The sequence below is a fragment of the Brevundimonas sp. NPDC046655 genome (assembly GCF_044901625.1).
GTDB lineage: Bacteria > Pseudomonadota > Alphaproteobacteria > Caulobacterales > Caulobacteraceae > Brevundimonas.
Genome location: NZ_JBJDPV010000001.1, coordinates 1,444,662 through 1,462,190 on the forward strand (window position 1 = coordinate 1,444,662; position 17,529 = coordinate 1,462,190).

Below are 17,529 nucleotides of genomic sequence, written 5' to 3' on the forward strand. Positions count from 1 at the left end.
GGCAAGCCAATCAGGGATAGCGGCGGTTCATCTCGTCCCGGCTGGCGATGCACAACTCGCGCAGCACGCCCATGTCCACCTGAACCAGCCGCTTGATGTAGAGGCAGGCCACGCTGGTCGTGTGCGGGCCCAGCCTCTCCAGCATGGCCTCGGTCTCCGGCGTCGAGGCCAGATAGAGGGTCAGGGCCGCCTTGCGCGGCGAGAAGCCCATCCGCGGCCAGTCAGCGGGCTTCTTGGTCGTATTGACGTAGGTGTAGCGCCCGAAGCCGACGATGGACGGCCCCCACATGACCGGGGCCTCGCCCGTCACCTCCTGCATCAGAGCGCAGAGAATGCGGCCTTCCTCGCGCCGTCGCGCCGGTTCGGCGGCGGCGAGAAAATCCTCGACCGAGGCGTCGGTCGGCTGGGTCTTCAGTTCAGACATGGGGCGCCTCCACAGCCTCGATCGCTAGACCCGGCGCCGTCGAACAGGCGGCCAGGGTCCAATCGCCCTGACTGCGCATCCGCCGCCAGGCCCCGGCAGGGGCCGCGATCTGCGGCTGGTCCGGCCCCAGCACCAAGGGCCTCAGCCCCTGATCGGTGACAATCTCGAGCGTCAGAGGCGCTCCCATGTAGAAGGCCCAGATCTCGGTCATCTCGACCAGACGCCAGTCATCCGCGTCATCGGCCGTCAGCAGACGATAGGCCGTCGCGGCCTCGGACCCGCAGGCCGCCAGCCCCGGATCGCGCGCCATAGGCCGAAAATGCCCGCCCTCGGGATGGGGGCTCAGCGACAGGTTGGCGATGATCTCGTCCGCGCTGAACACGATCTCCCCCTCCTCTGTCATGGCCGCCCCGCTGAAATACTCAGCGCCTTGATGGCGCTGTTCGCAGCGCGACTCAACGGCCGGCGATGAAGGGCGGCGCAGGACGCCACTGACCGTCTTCGAAGATGAAATCTTCGCCACCATTCCAGGGAACCGCGGCGGACCAGCTTGTCCGGCCATGGCCGACCACGAGGTAACGGACGCCCGGCTTCAACGCCTGTGCAGGACCATCGGCGACAAACCCCTTCGGCGCCTGACCATAGACGACCTGTGTCAGCTTGCGGCAGTCGCGTCCGCGCGCGCTGACGGTCCAGACGGGCCGCATCATGGCGTTGGACGTTTCATGCACCGCCAGACTGCTGACGCAGACTCGTTCCGGGCGCACTGGATCGACCCCGAAGGTCGCCATCGGTTGTTCCAGGGAGCCGCTGATGCGCACCGGGATCATGGCCGAGCAGGCCGCGACCGAGGCCGTCAGCAACAGAACAAAACTAAGCCGCCCGCGTCGCCTCACAGCGCCTTCACGATCCCCTCGACCATCTTCTTGGCGTCAGCGAACAGCATCATGGTGTTGTCGCGGAAGAAGAGCTCGTTCTCGACGCCCGCATAGCCCGCCGCCATGCCGCGCTTGATGAAGAGGACGGTGCCCGCCTTCTCAACGTCCAGCACCGGCATGCCGTAGATGGGCGATTGCGGGTCGGTCTTGGCGGCGGGGTTGGTGACGTCGTTGGCGCCGATGACGAAGGCCACGTCGGCGGAGGAGAATTCACTGTTGATGTCCTCCAGCTCGAACACCTCGTCATAGGGGACGTTGGCCTCGGCCAGCAGGACGTTCATGTGGCCCGGCATCCGGCCCGCGACGGGGTGGATGGCGTATTTCACCTCGACGCCCTCTTCCTTGAGCACGTCAGCCATTTCGCGCAGCGCGTGCTGAGCCTGAGCCACGGCCATGCCGTAGCCGGGGACGATGATGACCTTCGACGCGTTCTTCATGATGAAGGCGGCGTCCTCGGCCGAGCCCTGCTTGACCGGCCGCGTCTCGACCACGCCGCCGCCCGGCGCCGCCGCGTCCCCGCCGCCGAAGCCGCCCAGGATGACGCTGATGAAGCTGCGGTTCATGCCCTTGCACATGATGTAGCTGAGGATGGCGCCGGACGAGCCCACCAGGGCGCCGGTGATGATCAGGGCGATGTTCTCGAGCGTGAAGCCCAGGGCCGCAGCCGCCCAGCCGGAGTAGGAGTTCAGCATCGACACCACGACGGGCATGTCGGCGCCGCCGATGGGGATGATCAGGGTCGCGCCGAGGATCAGAGCGATGACGAAGACGCCCCAGAAGGCCCAGATCGCCGTGCCGCCGGTGCCAATCAGCACGCCGATCAGGAAGACCAGGGCCAGGCCCAGGCCGATGTTGATCAGGTGCCGCGCCGGCAGCAGGATCGGCGATCCGCTCATCCGCCCGTCCAGCTTGGCGAAGGCGATGACCGAGCCGGTGAAGGTGATGGCCCCGATGGCCACGCCCAGGCTCAGCTCGACGATCGACAGGGTCTTGATGCCGCCCTCGGCCGTCATGATGCCAAAGGCGTCGGGGGCATAGACGGCCCCGACCGCCACCAGACAGGCGGCCAGACCAACCAGCGAGTGGAAGGCCGCGACCAGCTGCGGCATGGCCGTCATCGGCACGCGCTTGGCGATCAGGGCCCCCGCCCCGCCGCCGACCACGACCCCGCTGCCGATCAGGGCCAGGGTCATCAGGTCCAGCGCGCCGGACGTCCCCAGCGTCAGCAGGGTCACGCCGACGGCCAGAGCCATGCCGATCATGCCCAGCGTATTGCCTCGTCGGCTGGTCTCGGGGCTGGACAGCCCCCGAAGGGAGAGGATGAACAGGACCCCCGCGGCCAGATAGGCCAGCGCGGCTATGGATGCGTTCATCAGATCCCCTCCCCCGAGGTCATGTTCAGTCAGGCGTTAAGTCAGAAGACGTTGACGACGGCCGGCGCGGCCGGATCATTAGTGCCGGCGGACGTGGCCACGCCGTTCTTGACGACAGCGACGCCGACGCCGCCCTCGCCGCCCGTCTTGGTCACGCGACAGCTGCCGTTGTCGCTCGGCAGACGCCCGGCCATGCGGCCCGTACCGGTGTGGTTGATGCGGTTCATGTGGATGCCGCGAATGGTGACCGGGGCGAACTGGCATTGCAGCGCCCAGCTGGCGCCCTGCGGCGCGGCGACGGACCAATGCAGGCCGCCGTACGGGTTCTGGCCGACCTCTTCGGTCTTCTGGGCCGAAGCGGCGCCCGAGGCGGCCACAGCGGCGGTCAGGGCGGCGGCGAAAATCAGGGAGGTCTTCATTACAGTTACTCTCAGCGTTTGGTCAGGCTTTGGGTGCGCGTCAGTCGCCAGAGCGCGGCGGCGATGAACAGCGGTCCCAGGAATATCATGGCCCAGTCGAAGACGGTCATCTCGCGGTTCTGAATGACGATGCGCGTCAGGACGGCGGCGAAGACCAGCACCACGCCGCAGTCCTGAAACCGCAGCTTGCCGATGGGGTCCTTCACCCGGACCCAGCTCCAGATCCACAGGGCGACGCCCAGGCCGGTGACGGCCCAGGAGACGTAAAAAGCGAACAGGGCAGGCGAAAAGATCACGAGGCCTTGGGCCTTTCCTTCTTCTTGTACATGGCCAGCATCCGTCGCGTGACCATGAAGCCGCCGAAGATGTTGACGCTGGCGAGCGTCACAGCGGCCACGCCCGCGCCCTTGGCGATCCAGGCATTCGGGCCCGCCGCCTCAGGACTGAGCGCCGCCGCAGCGATCAGGCCGCCGACGATGATGACGCTGGAAATGGCGTTGGTCACGGCCATCAGCGGCGTGTGCAGCGCGGGCGTCACGCTCCACACCACATAGTAGCCGACGAAGATCGCCAGCACGAAGATGGCCAGGCGGAAGACGGTGGGATCGACGTGTTCCATGTTCAGACCCTTTGCTCCAGTCGAGCATCAATGCTGATGAGGACTCTCAAGAAACCACCGTTGAGCACGCTTCCGAAGAAGATGGGGGCAATATTCGTGAGGCCTCGGCCGAACGCCTGACCAGAGCTATCCTCAACGAAACCAATTCCCAACGCGAAGACGCAGAAGATCGGACCGCCGAAAATCGCAACCAGCGAGAAGACCGACAGCGCGTTTCGCAGACGAACAGGAATCATCCTTTCACGCCCTCATGCACCACAGCCCCGCCGTGCGTCACGACGGCGGCCTTGAGGATTTCGTCTTCCAGATCCAGCGTCACAACACCGTCCTTCAGCATCAACCCGACAAAGGCGGCCAGGTTGCGGGCGTAGAGGGCGCTGGCGTCGGCCGCGATCCGGCCCGGCAGGTTGGTGTAGCCGACGATGGAGACGCCGCTCGCCGTGGTCACGACCTCGCCCGCCTTGGCGCCCGCGACATTGCCGCCCGCCTCGACCGCCAGATCGATCAGGACCGAACCGGGCTTCATCGAGGCCACCTGTTCGGCGCTGACCAGCACCGGCGCCGCGCGCCCGGGGATCAGGGCCGTGGTGATGACGATGTCCTGCTTCCTGATGTGCTCGCCGGTCAGGGCCGCCTGCTTGGCCTGATACTCGGGCGACATCGGCTTGGCGTAACCGCCCGCCGTCTGGGCGTTCTTGAACTCGTCGTCCTCGACGGCCAGGAACTTGGCGCCCAGGCTCTCGACCTGTTCCTTGGTGGCCGGGCGGACGTCGGTGGCGGTGACCACCGCGCCCAGACGCCGGGCCGTGGCGATGGCCTGCAAGCCCGCCACGCCCACGCCCATGACGAAGACCTTGGCCGGGGCGACCGTGCCCGCCGCCGTCATCATCATCGGGAAGCCCTTGCCGAAGGCGTAGGCCGCCTCGATCACCGCGCGATAGCCGGCCAGATTAGCCTGGGACGACAGCACGTCCATGACCTGGGCGCGGGTGATGCGCGGCACGAATTCCATGGCGAAGGCGGTGGCGTTCGCGCCCTTCAGCGCCTCGACCGTATCCTTCTCGCGATAGGCGTCCAGCATGGCCACGACGATGGCGCCGGGTTTCAGCGCGCTGGTCTCCTGCGCGGTCGGGCCGCGCACCTTCAGCACGATATCGGCGCCGTCCAGCACCGCGCGGGTGTCGGGCTTCACCGTGGCCCCGGCCTCAGCGTAGTCGGCGTCAGGAATGGACGAGCCGATGCCCGTCCCGGCCTCGACCGAGACGGTCGCGCCCAGGGCGATCAGCTTCTTCACCGTCTCCGGCGTTACAGCGCAACGCGTTTCGCCTTCACGGCGCTCGCGGGTCACGGCGATGGCGACAGCCAAGCGAATCCCTCCCAAATCCCCCAGAGCCGGAACGTTAGGACGAAGCCAAAGCGGGCGTCAAAGCGCAAATCGCCCACTCGCCTGACAATTTGTTGCAACGCGAGAGAAAATTATCCCCGCAGACGCAAGTTTCAACCTTTCTCTGCGCGACGCGAGACATGAAAAAGCCCGCCGAACGCGTGTCCGACGGGCCTTTCAAGTTTCACTGCGCCGCGAGCGCGGCGCCGAACTCAGTGCGCAGGCTTGGAGCGCAGGGCGAAGAAGCCCGCCACGAACACCACCACGCCGCTGATGGCGCCGGCCAGGAAGCCCGCGCCCACGGCGAACCAGACCGTCAGCAGGACCAGGATCGCAGCCGTCAGCAACGAACCCCACTTGGCCATGAATTTGAACAGCTCCCAGGTCGAGACCTGTTCCGAGATTTCCATCGAGCCGTGCACATAGGCGTGTTCGGCATTGTCTGCGTGCTGGTCGGCCATTCCGGTCTTCCGAAAAAGAGTCAAGATTTCGACGGCTCTTATAGCGGTCGGGGCGCGAGGCTCAAGACCTGAGCACACACGGTCCAGCTTGTCGCGTTGACGCCGTCCGATCAGCGTTCATGATGCGAGCGCCATCGTTACCGGCACAGGCCACTACAACGGGCTGAGCGACTTCTTTCTCGGCACAGCGGTGGACCATCTGGTGCGCCACGCCGAGCAGCCAGTGCTGGTGGTGAAGCGACGTGCGAGCGGCCCCTATCGCTCGATCCTGGTAGCCACCGACTATTCCGACGGTGCGCTGCAGGCCTTCCAGACGGCGCTGCGGCTGTTCCCCGACGCCAGGTTTGAACTGGTCAACGCCTACAGCGTGCCCTTCGAGACGCGTGCGCCCTCGGCCGACATCACCGAAGCGGCCCGCGAAGAGGCCGAGGCCGAGATGGCCGCCTTCGTCGCCCGCGCCGCCCCGCCTAAGCCCGACACCGTCCGCACCCTCGTCGCCAAGGGCGACGTCCAGACGGTGATGCAGCAGCGCGTCATCAGGGACGCCCCCGATCTGGTCGTCATCGGCTCGCACGGCCGCAGCGGCTGGGTGCAGGCGACTCTGGGCAGTCCGGCGTCAAACCTGCTGAAACGCCTGCCGTCCGACGTTCTGGTGGTGCGTCAGACCCGGGACTGAATCAGCCCAGCGCCTCGAACTGATCGACCAGACGCTCCAGCCGCTTCGTCCCGATGGTCCAGAAGGCCGGGTCGCGCGGGTTGAGGCCGAAGGGCTTCAGCGCCTCGACATAGGTGTGGGCCCCGCCGCCCGACAGCAGGTCACGATAGAGGGGCGTGAAGGCCGCCGGGTCCTTGGCGCGCGTCTCCATCAGGGCCGCGACCAGCAGGTCGCCGAAAGCGTAGGCGTAGACATAGAAGGGCGAGTGGACGAAGTGGCTGACGTAGGCCCACCAGTTCTCATAGCCGGCATTCAGCGTCACCGCCGGGCCGAGGCTGGCGCCCAGTTCCTCCATCCAGATTTCGCCGAGGCGCTCGACCGAGACCTCGCCCGCCGCGCGCTCGTCGTGGAAGCGGGTCTCGAAGCGGTGGAAGGCGATCTGGCGCACCACCGTGTTCAGCCCGTCCTCGATGCGGCCGGCCAGAAGCGCGCGCTGATCCCGGGGCGTCGCCTCGGCCAGCAGACGGTCGAAGGTCAGTCCCTCGGCGAAGATCGAAGCGGTCTCGGCCAGGGTCAGAGGGGTGTCGGCCAGCAGGCTGCCTTGCGCCGCCGCCAGGGTCTGATGCACCCCGTGGCCCAGTTCGTGGGCCAGGGTCAGCAGGTCGCGCCGCTCGCCCATCCAGTTGAGGAAAACGTAAGGGTGGCGGTCCGCCGTCACCGGGTGGGCGTAGGCGCCGGACTGCTTGCCGGGTCGGGCCCTGGCGTCGGTCCACGGCCGGTCGAAGAACCAGGCCGCGCGCTCGGCGAAGTCGCCGCCGAGGTCGGCAAAGCTGGCCAGCACCACCTCGCGGGCCTGCGCCCAGTCATAGGTGCGCGGCGGCGTCGCCTCGATGGGGGCGTTGCGGTCCCAGTGATCCAGCGCCGTCTTGCCCATGGCCTTGGCCTTGAGCGCGTAATAGCGGTGCGAGATACGCGGATAGGCTTCGGCCACGGCCTCGGCCATGGCGTCCACGCTCTCGCCATCGACCTCGTTGCCCAGGTGGCGGCTGTCGGCGGGGCGTTTGAAGCCGCGCCACCTGTCCTCCAGCGCCTTGTCGGCGGCGACGGTGTTCATGACCATGGCCATGGTCTGGGCCTTGTCGGCGAAGGCTATCGACAGGCCCTCGGCAGCGGAGGCGCGCTTGGCGCCGTCGGCGTCGCTGAGGCGGTTCAGGGCCTCCGACAGGGTCAGGCTCTCGCCGTCGGCATCGGCGCGCAATGCCGCCAGGGTCTCGTCGAACAGGCGCGGCCACTGGGCCTGAATGGGGCCGCGCTCGGCGATGAAGGTCTCCAGCTCGGTCGACAGCTCGTGCGGCTTCATCGCTCTCACGCGGCGCAGCCAGGGCGACCAGCGGGCGGCCGCCGGATGGGCGATCAGAGCGGCCGCGATCTCGGCCTCGTCCAGTTGGTTGATCTCCAGCGTCAGCCAGACGGTCGGGGTGGCGATGACCGTCATCTTCTCGCGGATATTGGCCTCGAAGCCCTGCGCGCCCGCGTCGTCGCGCGCCGTCGAGGCCGCGAGGAAGGCGTAGGCGCCCAGACCGCCCATGACGTCCGCCGCCTGTTCATACAGATCAATGGCCTGATTCAGCGCCGCGCCCAGCGCCGCCGCGTCGCCGCGCTGGCCCACAAGCTTGCCCTGGAAGGCGTTCATCTGATCCACCAGGGCCTTGGCGCGATCGAGGTCGGCGCCGATGCGCGCATCCTCGCGCGAGGCGTAGAGGTCGGACAGGTCCCACAGCGGGGCGTCGGCGAAATCGGTCGTCTGGACGGGCGCGTTCATGTCTCTGGTTGTGGGGGCGCGGACGGGCGGGCGCAAGCATCTCCCCTTCCTTCTCCCGATGGGAGAAGGTGGCCCGAAGGGTCGAATGAGGGTCGTCCCTTGCCGCCGGCGCAAGCCGTCGCGCCGCGGCTGACGCCGACTGACAACCTCGCCCCTCACCCTTTCGCCTTCACGGCTCGCCTCCGGCTCTCCGAGGCTCAAGCCCTCTCCCATCGGGAGAGGGTCACCATTTGCCTCCGCCTTCATCCCGGTCCACCCTGCCGGTGAAGCTGAAGGGGCCACGCCATGACCGACCCGTTTCACGACCAGACCGGTCGCGCCTCGCTGGATAGCGCGCGGGGGCTGGCGGTCGCCCGCATCGGCATCGGACTGGTGCAGGGGCTGGTGCTCTATGGCCTGTATCGCAGCATGGCGACGCACGACGCCCTGAGCTGGCCCGCGACCAACCCGCCGCTGTTCGCGGCCCTGGTTCTGGCCTGCGCTTTTACGCCTGTCATGCTGCTGGCCGGGGTCGGACGGTTGCCGGTCAAGGCCCTGACGATCTGGGGCGTGGTCACCGCCGCCGCGCTGGCGCTGCTGGGCTGGCATGACGCCGCGCAGCAGGCCAGCGAGCACTTCCGCCCACCCTATCTGCGCTTCCCCGTCGTCGCCTTCGCCGCCGCCGCATTGTTTATCGCCCATCACCTGATCGTGCCGGCAGTCGCCCCGGCAGAGGGAAGGCGGCGCTGGGTCGCCGACTTCGACGACTATTTCGACACGGCGTGGAAGGCCGGGGTGCAGCTGGTCCTGTCGCTGGGCTTCACCGTGGCCTTCTGGCTGCTGCTCTTCCTCGGCGCGGCCCTGTTCCGCATCATCGGCCTCAGCTTCCTGTCGGACCTGATCGGCGAGGAGTGGTTCGCCATTCCCGTCACCTGCCTGGTCTTCGCCATCGCCGTGCAGCTGACCGACGTGCGGGCGGGCCTGATCCGGGGCGTGCGGACCGTGGCCCTGATGCTGCTGTCCTGGCTGCTGCTGGTCATCACTGTTCTGGTGGCGGGCTTCCTGCTGGCCCTGCCCTTCACCGGGCTGGACGGATTGTGGAAGACGGGCAGCGCCACGGCCCTGGTGCTGTCGGCCGCCGCCGCCCTGATCATCCTGATCAACACCGCCTATCAGGACGGACGCGAAGACAACCTGCCGCCGGTCTTGCTGCGCGTGGCCGTGCGGGTCGCCGCCGTCCTGCTGACGCCGCTGATCCTGATCGCCGTCTGGGGGCTGTCCTTGCGGATCGGCCAGCACGGCCTAACGCCGGATCGGATCATCGCCTCGGCCTGCGCCCTGGTCGGGGCGGTCTATGCAACCGGTTACGGCTGGGCGGCGCTGTCGCCCTTCTGGAAGAAGACGGCGTGGATGAAGCCGCTGGAGCGCACCAATGTCGCCGCTGCGGTGCTGACCGTCGCCGTCATCCTGGCCCTGTTCAGCCCCCTGCTCGATCCCGCCCGTCTGTCGGTCGGCGATCAGGTCGCCCGGTTGAAGCGGGGGGCCGTCAGCGCGGCGCGATTCGACTACGGCTTCTTGCGCTTCGAGGCGGGCAAGGCGGGACGAGCGGCCTTGGCCGATCTGGCCAGATCCTCCGACGCCGAGATCGCGCGCCGCGCCATGGCGGCCCAGGCGAGCGACAACCGCTATGACTTCAGGCAGGAAGACGAGACTATTCCGCCGCGCACGCCGCATGTCGCGGTCTGGCCGGCGGACGCAAGCCTGCCCGCCGGCTTCGTGGTTCCGGCGCGCCCTGGCGACCCTCGCTACCACTGCGAATCCTCTGTTGAATGCCTGGCGACCGTCCGCGACCTGAACGGGGACGGGCAGGTCGAGGTCCTGCTGGCCGACCGTTTCCGCATCGCCCTGTTCGCGCAGAGCAACGGCGTCTGGACCCATCAGGGCGACTATCGGATCGCCTTCTGCGGCTCCGGTTCAGGCGTGGCCGCCGATCCCCGCGAGGCGCTAAAGGCCCCCGAGACGGCGCCGACGGCCTCGCCCTGGCCGGATCTGACCACGCCGCGCGGAGGCGCCCGGTTCCAGCCCCAACAGGACTGCCCCTGAGGGGCGCCCGTTAACCCCTGACTCAGTTCTCCGAAACCCGATCTTCACCCCCTTTGGTCTAGGGTGTGCTCGAAGCGAGCCGATCCCGATCAACGAGGACGGCCGTCACGGTGATGTTTAGGGTGTGTATCCAATGGCCAAGACCGTTCTGGTCGTCGACGATGATCCCACGCAGCGCCGCCTGATTCAGGCGGTGCTCGACCGCGAAGGCTATGCCGTCGTCCATGCCGAGAGCGGGGGCGAGGCCATCGACCGCCTGACCAAGGGCGGCGGCGCGGACGTGGTCCTGCTGGACCTCGTCATGCCCGGCCTGTCGGGGCTGGAGACCCTGGCGGAGATCCGCACGGCGGGCGTGGCCGTTCCGGTCATCGTCCTGACGGCCAATGGCGGCATCGAAACCGTGGTCAAGGCCATGCAGGCCGGAGCCCAGGACTTCTTCGTCAAGCCGGTCGGGCCGGAACGCCTGCTGATCGGCGTGCGCAACGCCCTGCAACTGACCCAGCTTTCAGCTGAAATCGGAAGGCTGAAGAAACACGTCTCGGGCCGTACCTCGTTCGACGACATCGTCGGCGACAGCCCGCCGATGCGCATGGTCAAGGCCCTGGGCGTGCGCGCCGCCAAGTCCGGCATCCCGGTGCTGATCACCGGCGAAAGCGGCGTCGGCAAGGAAGTCATCGCCCGCGCCCTGCACGGCGCCTCGGACCGCGCCGGCAAGCCCTTCGTGGCCGTCAACTGCGGCGCCCTGCCCGCCAATCTGGTCGAGTCCATCCTGTTCGGTCACGAGAAGGGCGCCTTCACCGGCGCCGTCGACAAGCACGCCGGCAAGTTCATGGAGGCCAACGGCGGCACCCTGTTCCTGGATGAGATCGGCGAACTGCCGTTGGACATGCAGGTCAAGCTGCTGCGCGCCCTGCAGGAAGGCGAGATCGACCCGGTCGGATCGAAGCGCGCGGTCAAGGTCGACGTCCGCATCGTCTCGGCCACCAATCGCGACCCGGCCCAGCAGGTCAAGGAAGGCGCCTTCCGCGAGGACCTCTTCTATCGCCTGAACGTCTTCCCGATCGAGGCCCCGGCCCTGCGCGAACGGCGCGAGGACATCCCGGCCCTGGTCGAGCACTTCATCGCCCGCTTCAACGTCGAGGAAGGCAAGCGCGTCGCCGGTTGCGCCGTCGAGACCATGGCCCTGCTGCAGGGCTACGACTGGCCCGGCAATGTGCGCCAGCTGGAAAACTCGATCTACCGCGCCCTGGTCCTGGCCGACTCGCCCCTGTTGCAGCCCCACGACTTCCCGGCCATCTCGGGCGTCGCCATGCCGCTGACCTCCGGCGCCGCCATATCGCACGACCGCGCCGAGACGCCGGTCAATAATGCGGGCGCTGAAGGCCAGCCCGACAGCCCGGTGCGCATCATCGACGCGCGCGGCCACCTGCGCACGCTGGAAGAGATCGAACGCGATCTGATCCAGCACGCCATCGAGGTCTATTCCGGCCACATGAGCGAGATTGCCCGCCGCCTCGGCATCGGCCGCTCGACCCTGTACCGCAAGGTCCGCGAACAGGGACTGGAAGAGCAGTTGAAAGAAGCGGGCTGAAGCGGCCTCAGCCCGGCTCATGCCCATAGCGGTTAGGCCCCGACGTGCCTTTCAGGCACAAAAGGACCACTAGGCCGATCAGGCTGACTATGTAGAGCATATTGTTGGCGAACAGCAGGAAGAAGGGGCCGAGCGCCGCCTCGTCCGACTGCATGAAACGCTCCATCACCCAGGGAAACAGGGTGGCTGCGATCACGCCGAACACCAGCGGCGGCAGACCCCACCAGCCGGGTCGCCCCGTGTCATGCAGCCGCCGCGTCACCGCCGCCGCCAGCAGGAGCCCCGCCGCGACGAACACCAGCCGCATCGCCCAGAACAGCCCGCTCATGTCCGGCATTAGCTCGGCCTCGGGATCGTTGATCCGGATCGAGTATTGGCCAGGCCCCGCCGCCACTGTCACCTGCTCCGGGTTTGCGGCGGCGTAGCGCGTCGCCTCCTCGAAGAAGCCGGACATGGCCGGGATCATGGCCGCCGCCATGCCGACATAGAGCAGGACCGCCACGACCAGGGCGTAGGGCCAGAAGCGCCCCCGCGGATCCCGCCCGCGGAAATCCGCCAACCGCCTGAACCCGTCCCATACCGCCGACATTTTCCGGCCCCGCGCACTTCCACTGGAAGCACAAGGTTACGTCAGACGTCGTGACGGGTCATCTGCAATGACGTGCTAGACTATGACCATGAACGACAAACGCGACGGCCAGCCCGCCTCCCTCGCCCCGGCGGACGCAGCGCCGACCGAGACCCCGATCCAGCGCGCCCTGCGTGAAAAGCAGGAAGCCATCGCCGCACGCCCCAAGCCCCCGCGCGGCGGCCGCTTCCAGCGCGAACAGGCCGCCCGCGTCAGAAGCGGCGCCGTAAGGCCCTGGAGCACCAAGGGCTGACCTTGAAGCGGACGGGCTGGATGTCGGTTAAGGGTGGTTAGCGGACGCCTGTTTCAAGGGACCGACGACAGTCCTGAGCGGCCTGCAGCACATCTTGCTCGTCGCGATAGTTGGGAACGCGGGCGCGCTCGTCTGGATAAGGCGAGTAATAAACCACGACGTCGAACATTTGCTGGATGGCGGCTTTTTGGGCCTCGGAGAGCGTCGCTCGCTCGTCTCCGAAGTTCCATTCATACTCGACCGATGATGAAAAATCGCCGACCGTCATTGATCCTTGTTGGACTGCCTCGATCAAACTGAGAAATGTCGCGCTCATAAGGTCAGCCAACGCGGTTCGCCCCTTTCCGTCAATGTCTCCTAAGGGTCGTTAGCGGACGTTCCAGCAAGGCGCGTCCTCGCCTCTTCGGGCGCATAAGGCTCCGGCCACCCAAGGCGAACGTGTTTCAGACCATTCATCCGATGCCTCAGCGCGATGGCGCGTCAGGATGAGCGGGTCAGGCGATTCAGCCAGTCCTCGGCGGCCCCTGTGGATAGTTCATCGGCGGCCAACCGCCTGACACCGGGCGCAATTTCAATATTCATCAACAAAAACCGCTGTTATCCACATTTGCTAACAATTGTTAAGGACTCGGGCTCCGACCGTATGGCTCCGTGATTCGCATGGAACCCATGGGGGAAGCCGATCGCGCGCTGGACGCTCTGTGGCGAGGCCTTTACGGCCAGCCGCTTCCGCTTCTCGGCGCGCCGGAGCTGGCCCTCATGGTCATCATCGAAACCGAGAGGCCCCAATGGCTGCAAGAACCCGCCGACGTCGTTCCGCTTGGTCGCTTTCGCCGTTTGAGGCGCTGCTCCTGACGCTGGCCATCGCCGCCCTGGTCGGGGCCTTCCTGTCCATCCTCTGACGGCCGGCCGGGGCCTCCGCTCCCGCCATCTCTCTTCTCTTCCGACGTCCGCTTTTCTTCACCTGCAGCATTGACGCACGCCCCATCTCGCTACAACTGTAGCGTTACATTTGTAGCGAACAAGAAGGCGGTAGATGAGCAGGATGATCAAAGGGCTGGCGCTGGCCGTTCTGATGACGGCGGCGACCGGATCCCATGCGGCCGCCGAAGACGGCGTCGCCGCTTCCGCCCCCGCGTCACAGGTGCAGATCGCGCCCTTGTCCAGCGACCGTCAGGCCGAGATCGACCGCTACGTCCTGGCCGAGATGGCGCGGCAACGCGCGCCCGGCCTCGCGGTCGGCGTCTATCGCCATGGGGTTCCTGTCCTGATGAAGGGCTATGGCCTGGCCGATGTCGAATGGGGCGCCCCGGTCGCCAGCGACACGCGGATGCAGACCGGATCCCTCGGCAAGCAGTTCGTCGCCGCCGCGATCCTGAAACTGGCCGAGGAAGGCCGGGTGGATCTCGACGCCCCCGTCGCCCGGTATTTTCCCGAGGCGCCGAGCGGATGGGCCGGCGTCACCGTGGCCCATCTGCTGTCGCACACCTCCGGCATCGGCGCCTATGACGGGGACAAGCTGACCGGGCCGGGCGGGGCGTTCGACTACCGGAAGGATTTCACCGAGGATCAGTTGGCCGCCGCCATCGCCGCCCTGCCGACGGAGTTCGAGCCCGGGACGCGCTGGAGCTACAACAACGCCAACTATGTGCTGCTGGGCATCCTGATCCACCGGGTCACGGGCAGGCCCTACGGCGACTACCTGACCGAGGTCTTTTTCGCCCCGCTGGGGATGAGCGCCACGCGGGTGATTTCCGACGCCGACATCATCCCGCGCCGGGCCTCGGGCTATGAGATGCGCGACGGCGTCCTGCGCAATCAGGCCTGGGTGTCGCCGACCTTCAACGCCACCGCCGACGGCACCATCTATTCGACGGTCGAGGACATGGCCCGATGGGACCGCGCCCTGTACGGCGACGCCCTGCTGTCCCCGGAATCCCGGCGGAAGATGTGGACGCCCTTCGTGCTGAAGGACGGCAAGCCCAACGCCCAGGGCTATGGCTTCGGCTGGAACATCAATGAGCTGAACGGCCAGCGTCGCATCATGCACAACGGCGCCTGGCAGGGCTTCACCAGCACCATGACCCGCTATCCCGACCTCGGGCTGACGGTCGTGGTCTTCGCCAATCTGGACTCCAGCTATGGTCGCCCCGACCTGATCGCGCGCGTCGTGGCCGGACTGGTCGAGCCGGAGGTGATGCCGTCCCTGTCCCCCGCCCTGCCGGACGACCCGGCGCGGGCCGAACGCCTGCGCGCCTTTCTGGACCGGGCGGCGGCCGGGGAGGACCTGACCCAGGACTTCTCGCCCGGCTCGGGATACCGTCCCGACCCCGGACATGCCCGCGACCTGACGGCCGCCCTGCCCGAAGGATGGCGCGACGCCCCCATGACCCTGGTGCGGGACCTCAGCCGGCCGGACGGCGGCGGACGCTACAGCTATCGCGTCGGTCCGGTCGGAAACACCCGGCTGTTCACCGTCGCCCTGGCCCCATCGGGCCGGGTGGCCGGCTACGGCGTGGCGGCGGACCCTGACAACCGCTGAAGCGGCTAGGATCCGGCCGCGGCCTCGCGGATGCGGCCGACCATGCTGTTCAGGCCGTTGGCCCGCTGGCGCGTCAGGGCCGAGGGCAGGCCCAGGCGATCCAGCGCCGCGCGCGCGTCGAAGCCCAGGATCTCGGCGGGCGTGCGGCCGGAGTAGAGCTTGAGCAGCAGGGCGATATTGCCCTTGGACAGGGCGCTGTCGCTGTCGGCGTCGAAGAACAGTCGGCCTTCGGCGCGGCGGGTCGACAGCCAGACCTGGGCCGCGCAGCCCGGCACCTTGTTGGCCTCGATCCGCGCTTCCTCCGGCAAGGGGGCCAGGCCCTTGCCCAGGTCGATGACGTATTCGATCCGCCCCTCCCAGTCGCCCAGCAAGTCGAATTCCTCGACCAGTTCAGCCAGGGCTTCATCGAGGGTTTGGGTCGGGCCCAAGGGGGGAAGGTCGCCGGTCATGCTCATGTGGGCGACATAGGCCCCGCCGTCCGCCACGCCAAGCCCCAGGCCCGCCACACAGCCAGCTCCTGCGCCAGTTTGGGACAGTCGCCTGCGAGGCGAGCAACCTAGGGGCGGGGCCGCTCCGGGTCTAGACTGAGACCCTTGAATCAACCGCGCAAAGCCCCGGATTGACCGCTCCCGCCGCCCTGCCCGCAACGCCTGATCCCGCCGTCGAGGACGCGCGCGGCGGATCTGCGCTGGCCGCCTGGCACGCGGGATGGGCCGCGACGGTCGGGCTGACGGCGCTCGCCGCCGCCGGACTGGATCAACCAGCAAACGTTCAAGGCTTGAGCGTTCCCGCGGCCCTGACCATGGCGACGCCGGGCCTGCTGGGCCTCATCCTGCTGGGCCGCGACGGGTGGGCGGTGCGCGCCGCCCTGCTGGCGGCCTGGTCGCTGGCGGCGATCGCGGCGTCCGGCCTGTCAGGCGGACTGACCGGACCGCTGGGGGGCTTCGTCTTCATGCCTCTGGTCGCCGCCGTGGCCCTGGGGTCGTCGCGGCTGATCCCGTTCGGCGCCCTGGGCGCGGCGCTGGCGGTTCTGGCCGGCCTGATCGCCGTCGCCGTCCATGGCCCGCCCGAGGCCTCGCCCGGCATGGCGGCCGTCGCCGCCCTGCTGACGGGGGGCGCCGCCGCCCTGGCCCTGCGCCTCAGCGCCGCGCGACAGGCCCGCCGTCTCGCCGCCGCCGAAGGGGCCATGACCCGGATCGAAGAGGTTCTGGCCGGCCAGCCCGGCCTGACCATGGTGCTGGACGCCTCGGGCGCGGCCCTGGCCGCCTATGGCGCGGCGCCCGCCGCTCTGCCCGTCGATCCCCTGTTCGACGAGGGGCTGATCGCCGCTGTCCATGCGCCCGACCGCCCCGCCGTCCAGGCCGCCCTGGCCAAGGCGCGGGCGGGCATCGAGGCCCAGGTTCGGTTCGCCCCGCGGCTGGCCCTGGATCGCCGCATCCTGCTGGTGCTGCGCCGACTGGATCAGGGCGACCCGCCCCGCCTGATCGCCCTGGCCCTGGACGCCACCCTGGCCCACGCCCGCGAGGCCGGACTGGAGGCCGCGCGCGCCGAGGCCGAGGCCCAGAACGCCGGCAAGTCCCGCTTCCTCGCCAATATGAGCCACGAGTTGCGGACCCCGCTGAACGCCGTGCTCGGTTTCTCGGACATCATGCGTCAACGCCTGTTCGGGCCCATCCCCGACCGCTACGCCGACTACGCCCGGTCGATCCACGAGGCGGGCGGCCACCTGCTGGACCTGATCAACGACGTGCTGGACGTCAGCCGCATCGAGGCGGCGCGCTACGACCTGACCATCGAGCGCTTCGACGTGCGCGAAATGGTGTCCGAGGCCCTGTCCCTGGTCCGCGTGCAGGCCGACGACAAGGGGGTCGATCTGGCCGCCGTCCTTCCGCCCGAGGCCCTGACCGTCGCCGCCGACCGCCGGGCGCTGAAGCAGATCGCGCTGAACCTGCTGTCCAATGCGGTGAAGTTCACCCCGGCGGGCGGCTCGGTCACCGTTCGCGCCGAGGCCCTCGGGCCGGTTCTGGAACTGACCGTGGCCGACACCGGCGTCGGTGTCGCGCCCGAGGACCTGGCCCGTCTGGGCCGCCCCTTCGAACAGGCCGGCGGCGCCGAACAGCGGGCGCAGGGCACGGGCCTGGGCCTTTCGCTGGTCCGCGCCCTGGCCGAACTGCATCACGGCGCCATGAGTATCGACAGCACCCTGGGCGAAGGCACGGCGGTCACCGTCCGCCTGCCGGTCGTGGTGGCGCGCGAGCCGATCCTCGGCGACGCCGAGGTCATCCCCCTGAACCGCAGCGCCTGAGCGGAGACGCAGCCTTGCCGCGCCCGGCGGCGC

General features: G+C 68.2%; 20 protein-coding genes. 6 read left to right on the plus strand and 14 right to left on the minus strand.

What is annotated here, in order from left to right; genetic code table 11:
• Positions 1 to 10: 10 nt before the first annotated feature.
• The 10 genes from ACI2KI_RS07080 to ACI2KI_RS07125 all read right to left on the minus strand — a co-directional run bounded on the left by ACI2KI_RS07080 (position 11) and on the right by ACI2KI_RS07125 (position 5,618).
• Positions 11 to 424, minus strand: coding sequence for a DUF1801 domain-containing protein (locus ACI2KI_RS07080; protein ID WP_404618689.1), 414 nt, complete (start codon positions 422 to 424; stop codon positions 11 to 13).
• Positions 417 to 806, minus strand: coding sequence for a cupin domain-containing protein (locus ACI2KI_RS07085; RefSeq protein WP_404618691.1), 390 nt, complete (start codon positions 804 to 806; stop codon positions 417 to 419). The genes ACI2KI_RS07080 and ACI2KI_RS07085 overlap by 8 nt, the downstream gene beginning before the upstream one ends.
• 73 nt (positions 807 to 879) lie before the next feature.
• On the minus strand, positions 880 to 1,287 hold the full coding sequence (locus tag ACI2KI_RS07090; protein ID WP_404618693.1) for a hypothetical protein: 408 nt from the start codon (positions 1,285 to 1,287) through the stop codon (positions 880 to 882).
• Positions 1,288 to 1,316: 29 nt separating this feature from the next.
• Positions 1,317 to 2,735, minus strand: a complete 1,419-nt coding sequence (locus ACI2KI_RS07095; RefSeq protein ID WP_404618695.1) for an NAD(P)(+) transhydrogenase (Re/Si-specific) subunit beta — start codon at positions 2,733 to 2,735, stop codon at positions 1,317 to 1,319.
• Between the two features lie 41 nt (positions 2,736 to 2,776).
• Complete coding sequence (locus ACI2KI_RS07100) at positions 2,777 to 3,154, minus strand: hypothetical protein (protein WP_404618697.1); 378 nt, start codon at positions 3,152 to 3,154, stop codon at positions 2,777 to 2,779.
• A gap of 11 nt (positions 3,155 to 3,165) precedes the next feature.
• Positions 3,166 to 3,450: a hypothetical protein gene (locus ACI2KI_RS07105; RefSeq protein WP_292084347.1), complete on the minus strand. Its 285-nt coding sequence runs from the start codon at positions 3,448 to 3,450 to the stop codon at positions 3,166 to 3,168.
• Positions 3,447 to 3,773, minus strand: coding sequence for an NAD(P) transhydrogenase subunit alpha (locus ACI2KI_RS07110; protein WP_114818003.1), 327 nt, complete (start codon positions 3,771 to 3,773; stop codon positions 3,447 to 3,449). Before ACI2KI_RS07110 ends, ACI2KI_RS07105 begins: the two co-directional genes overlap by 4 nt.
• A 2-nt stretch (positions 3,774 to 3,775) precedes the next feature.
• On the minus strand, positions 3,776 to 4,009 hold the full coding sequence (locus ACI2KI_RS07115) for a hypothetical protein (RefSeq protein WP_404618700.1): 234 nt from the start codon (positions 4,007 to 4,009) through the stop codon (positions 3,776 to 3,778).
• Entirely contained in the window at positions 4,006 to 5,139 is a 1,134-nt protein-coding gene (locus ACI2KI_RS07120) for a Re/Si-specific NAD(P)(+) transhydrogenase subunit alpha (protein WP_404618702.1), read from the minus strand. Before ACI2KI_RS07120 ends, ACI2KI_RS07115 begins: the two co-directional genes overlap by 4 nt.
• Before the next feature lie 230 nt (positions 5,140 to 5,369).
• Positions 5,370 to 5,618: an aa3-type cytochrome c oxidase subunit IV gene (locus ACI2KI_RS07125; protein WP_292084350.1), complete on the minus strand. Its 249-nt coding sequence runs from the start codon at positions 5,616 to 5,618 to the stop codon at positions 5,370 to 5,372.
• Positions 5,619 to 5,727: 109 nt separating this feature from the next.
• Between ACI2KI_RS07125 and ACI2KI_RS07130 the strand changes: the two genes are divergently transcribed.
• Positions 5,728 to 6,294, plus strand: a complete 567-nt coding sequence (locus ACI2KI_RS07130; protein WP_404618953.1) for a universal stress protein — start codon at positions 5,728 to 5,730, stop codon at positions 6,292 to 6,294.
• A gap of 1 nt (position 6,295) precedes the next feature.
• Here ACI2KI_RS07130 and ACI2KI_RS07135 read toward each other — a convergent pair whose 3' ends face one another.
• On the minus strand, positions 6,296 to 8,095 hold the full coding sequence (locus tag ACI2KI_RS07135) for a M3 family oligoendopeptidase (protein WP_404618705.1): 1,800 nt from the start codon (positions 8,093 to 8,095) through the stop codon (positions 6,296 to 6,298).
• Between the two features lie 285 nt (positions 8,096 to 8,380).
• On the opposite strand from ACI2KI_RS07135, the gene ACI2KI_RS07140 reads away from it, so the two are divergent.
• Together ACI2KI_RS07140 and ACI2KI_RS07145 are read left to right on the plus strand one after the other, a co-directional pair.
• Entirely contained in the window at positions 8,381 to 10,177 is a 1,797-nt protein-coding gene (locus tag ACI2KI_RS07140) for a DUF4153 domain-containing protein (protein ID WP_404618707.1), read from the plus strand.
• Between the two features lie 133 nt (positions 10,178 to 10,310).
• Positions 10,311 to 11,768 (plus strand): sigma-54-dependent transcriptional regulator, encoded by a 1,458-nt coding sequence (locus ACI2KI_RS07145; protein WP_404618709.1) that lies wholly within the window; start codon positions 10,311 to 10,313, stop codon positions 11,766 to 11,768.
• 7 nt (positions 11,769 to 11,775) lie between these two features.
• Here the strand turns inward: ACI2KI_RS07145 and ACI2KI_RS07150 are convergent, their stop codons facing one another.
• Positions 11,776 to 12,357 (minus strand): DUF805 domain-containing protein, encoded by a 582-nt coding sequence (locus ACI2KI_RS07150; protein WP_404618711.1) that lies wholly within the window; start codon positions 12,355 to 12,357, stop codon positions 11,776 to 11,778.
• Between the two features lie 88 nt (positions 12,358 to 12,445).
• Between ACI2KI_RS07150 and ACI2KI_RS07155 the strand changes: the two genes are divergently transcribed.
• Positions 12,446 to 12,649, plus strand: coding sequence for a hypothetical protein (locus tag ACI2KI_RS07155; RefSeq protein ID WP_292084360.1), 204 nt, complete (start codon positions 12,446 to 12,448; stop codon positions 12,647 to 12,649).
• 37 nt (positions 12,650 to 12,686) lie between these two features.
• On the opposite strand, the gene ACI2KI_RS07160 is transcribed toward ACI2KI_RS07155, so the two are convergent.
• Complete coding sequence (locus ACI2KI_RS07160; RefSeq protein WP_404618713.1) at positions 12,687 to 12,965, minus strand: hypothetical protein; 279 nt, start codon at positions 12,963 to 12,965, stop codon at positions 12,687 to 12,689.
• A gap of 720 nt (positions 12,966 to 13,685) precedes the next feature.
• Between ACI2KI_RS07160 and ACI2KI_RS07165 the strand changes: the two genes are divergently transcribed.
• Positions 13,686 to 15,191 carry a serine hydrolase domain-containing protein gene (locus ACI2KI_RS07165; protein WP_404618715.1) on the plus strand — a complete coding sequence of 502 codons (1,506 nt, stop codon included), beginning with the start codon at positions 13,686 to 13,688 and terminating at the stop codon, positions 15,189 to 15,191.
• A 5-nt stretch (positions 15,192 to 15,196) separates the two neighbouring features.
• Here ACI2KI_RS07165 and ACI2KI_RS07170 read toward each other — a convergent pair whose 3' ends face one another.
• The gene (locus ACI2KI_RS07170; RefSeq protein WP_404618955.1) at positions 15,197 to 15,640 is read right to left on the minus strand and encodes a SufE family protein; all 444 of its coding nucleotides are present in this window, start codon (positions 15,638 to 15,640) and stop codon (positions 15,197 to 15,199) included.
• 170 nt (positions 15,641 to 15,810) lie between these two features.
• On the opposite strand from ACI2KI_RS07170, the gene ACI2KI_RS07175 reads away from it, so the two are divergent.
• Positions 15,811 to 17,496 (plus strand): sensor histidine kinase, encoded by a 1,686-nt coding sequence (locus ACI2KI_RS07175; RefSeq protein WP_404618717.1) that lies wholly within the window; start codon positions 15,811 to 15,813, stop codon positions 17,494 to 17,496.
• Positions 17,497 to 17,529 lie beyond the last annotated feature (33 nt).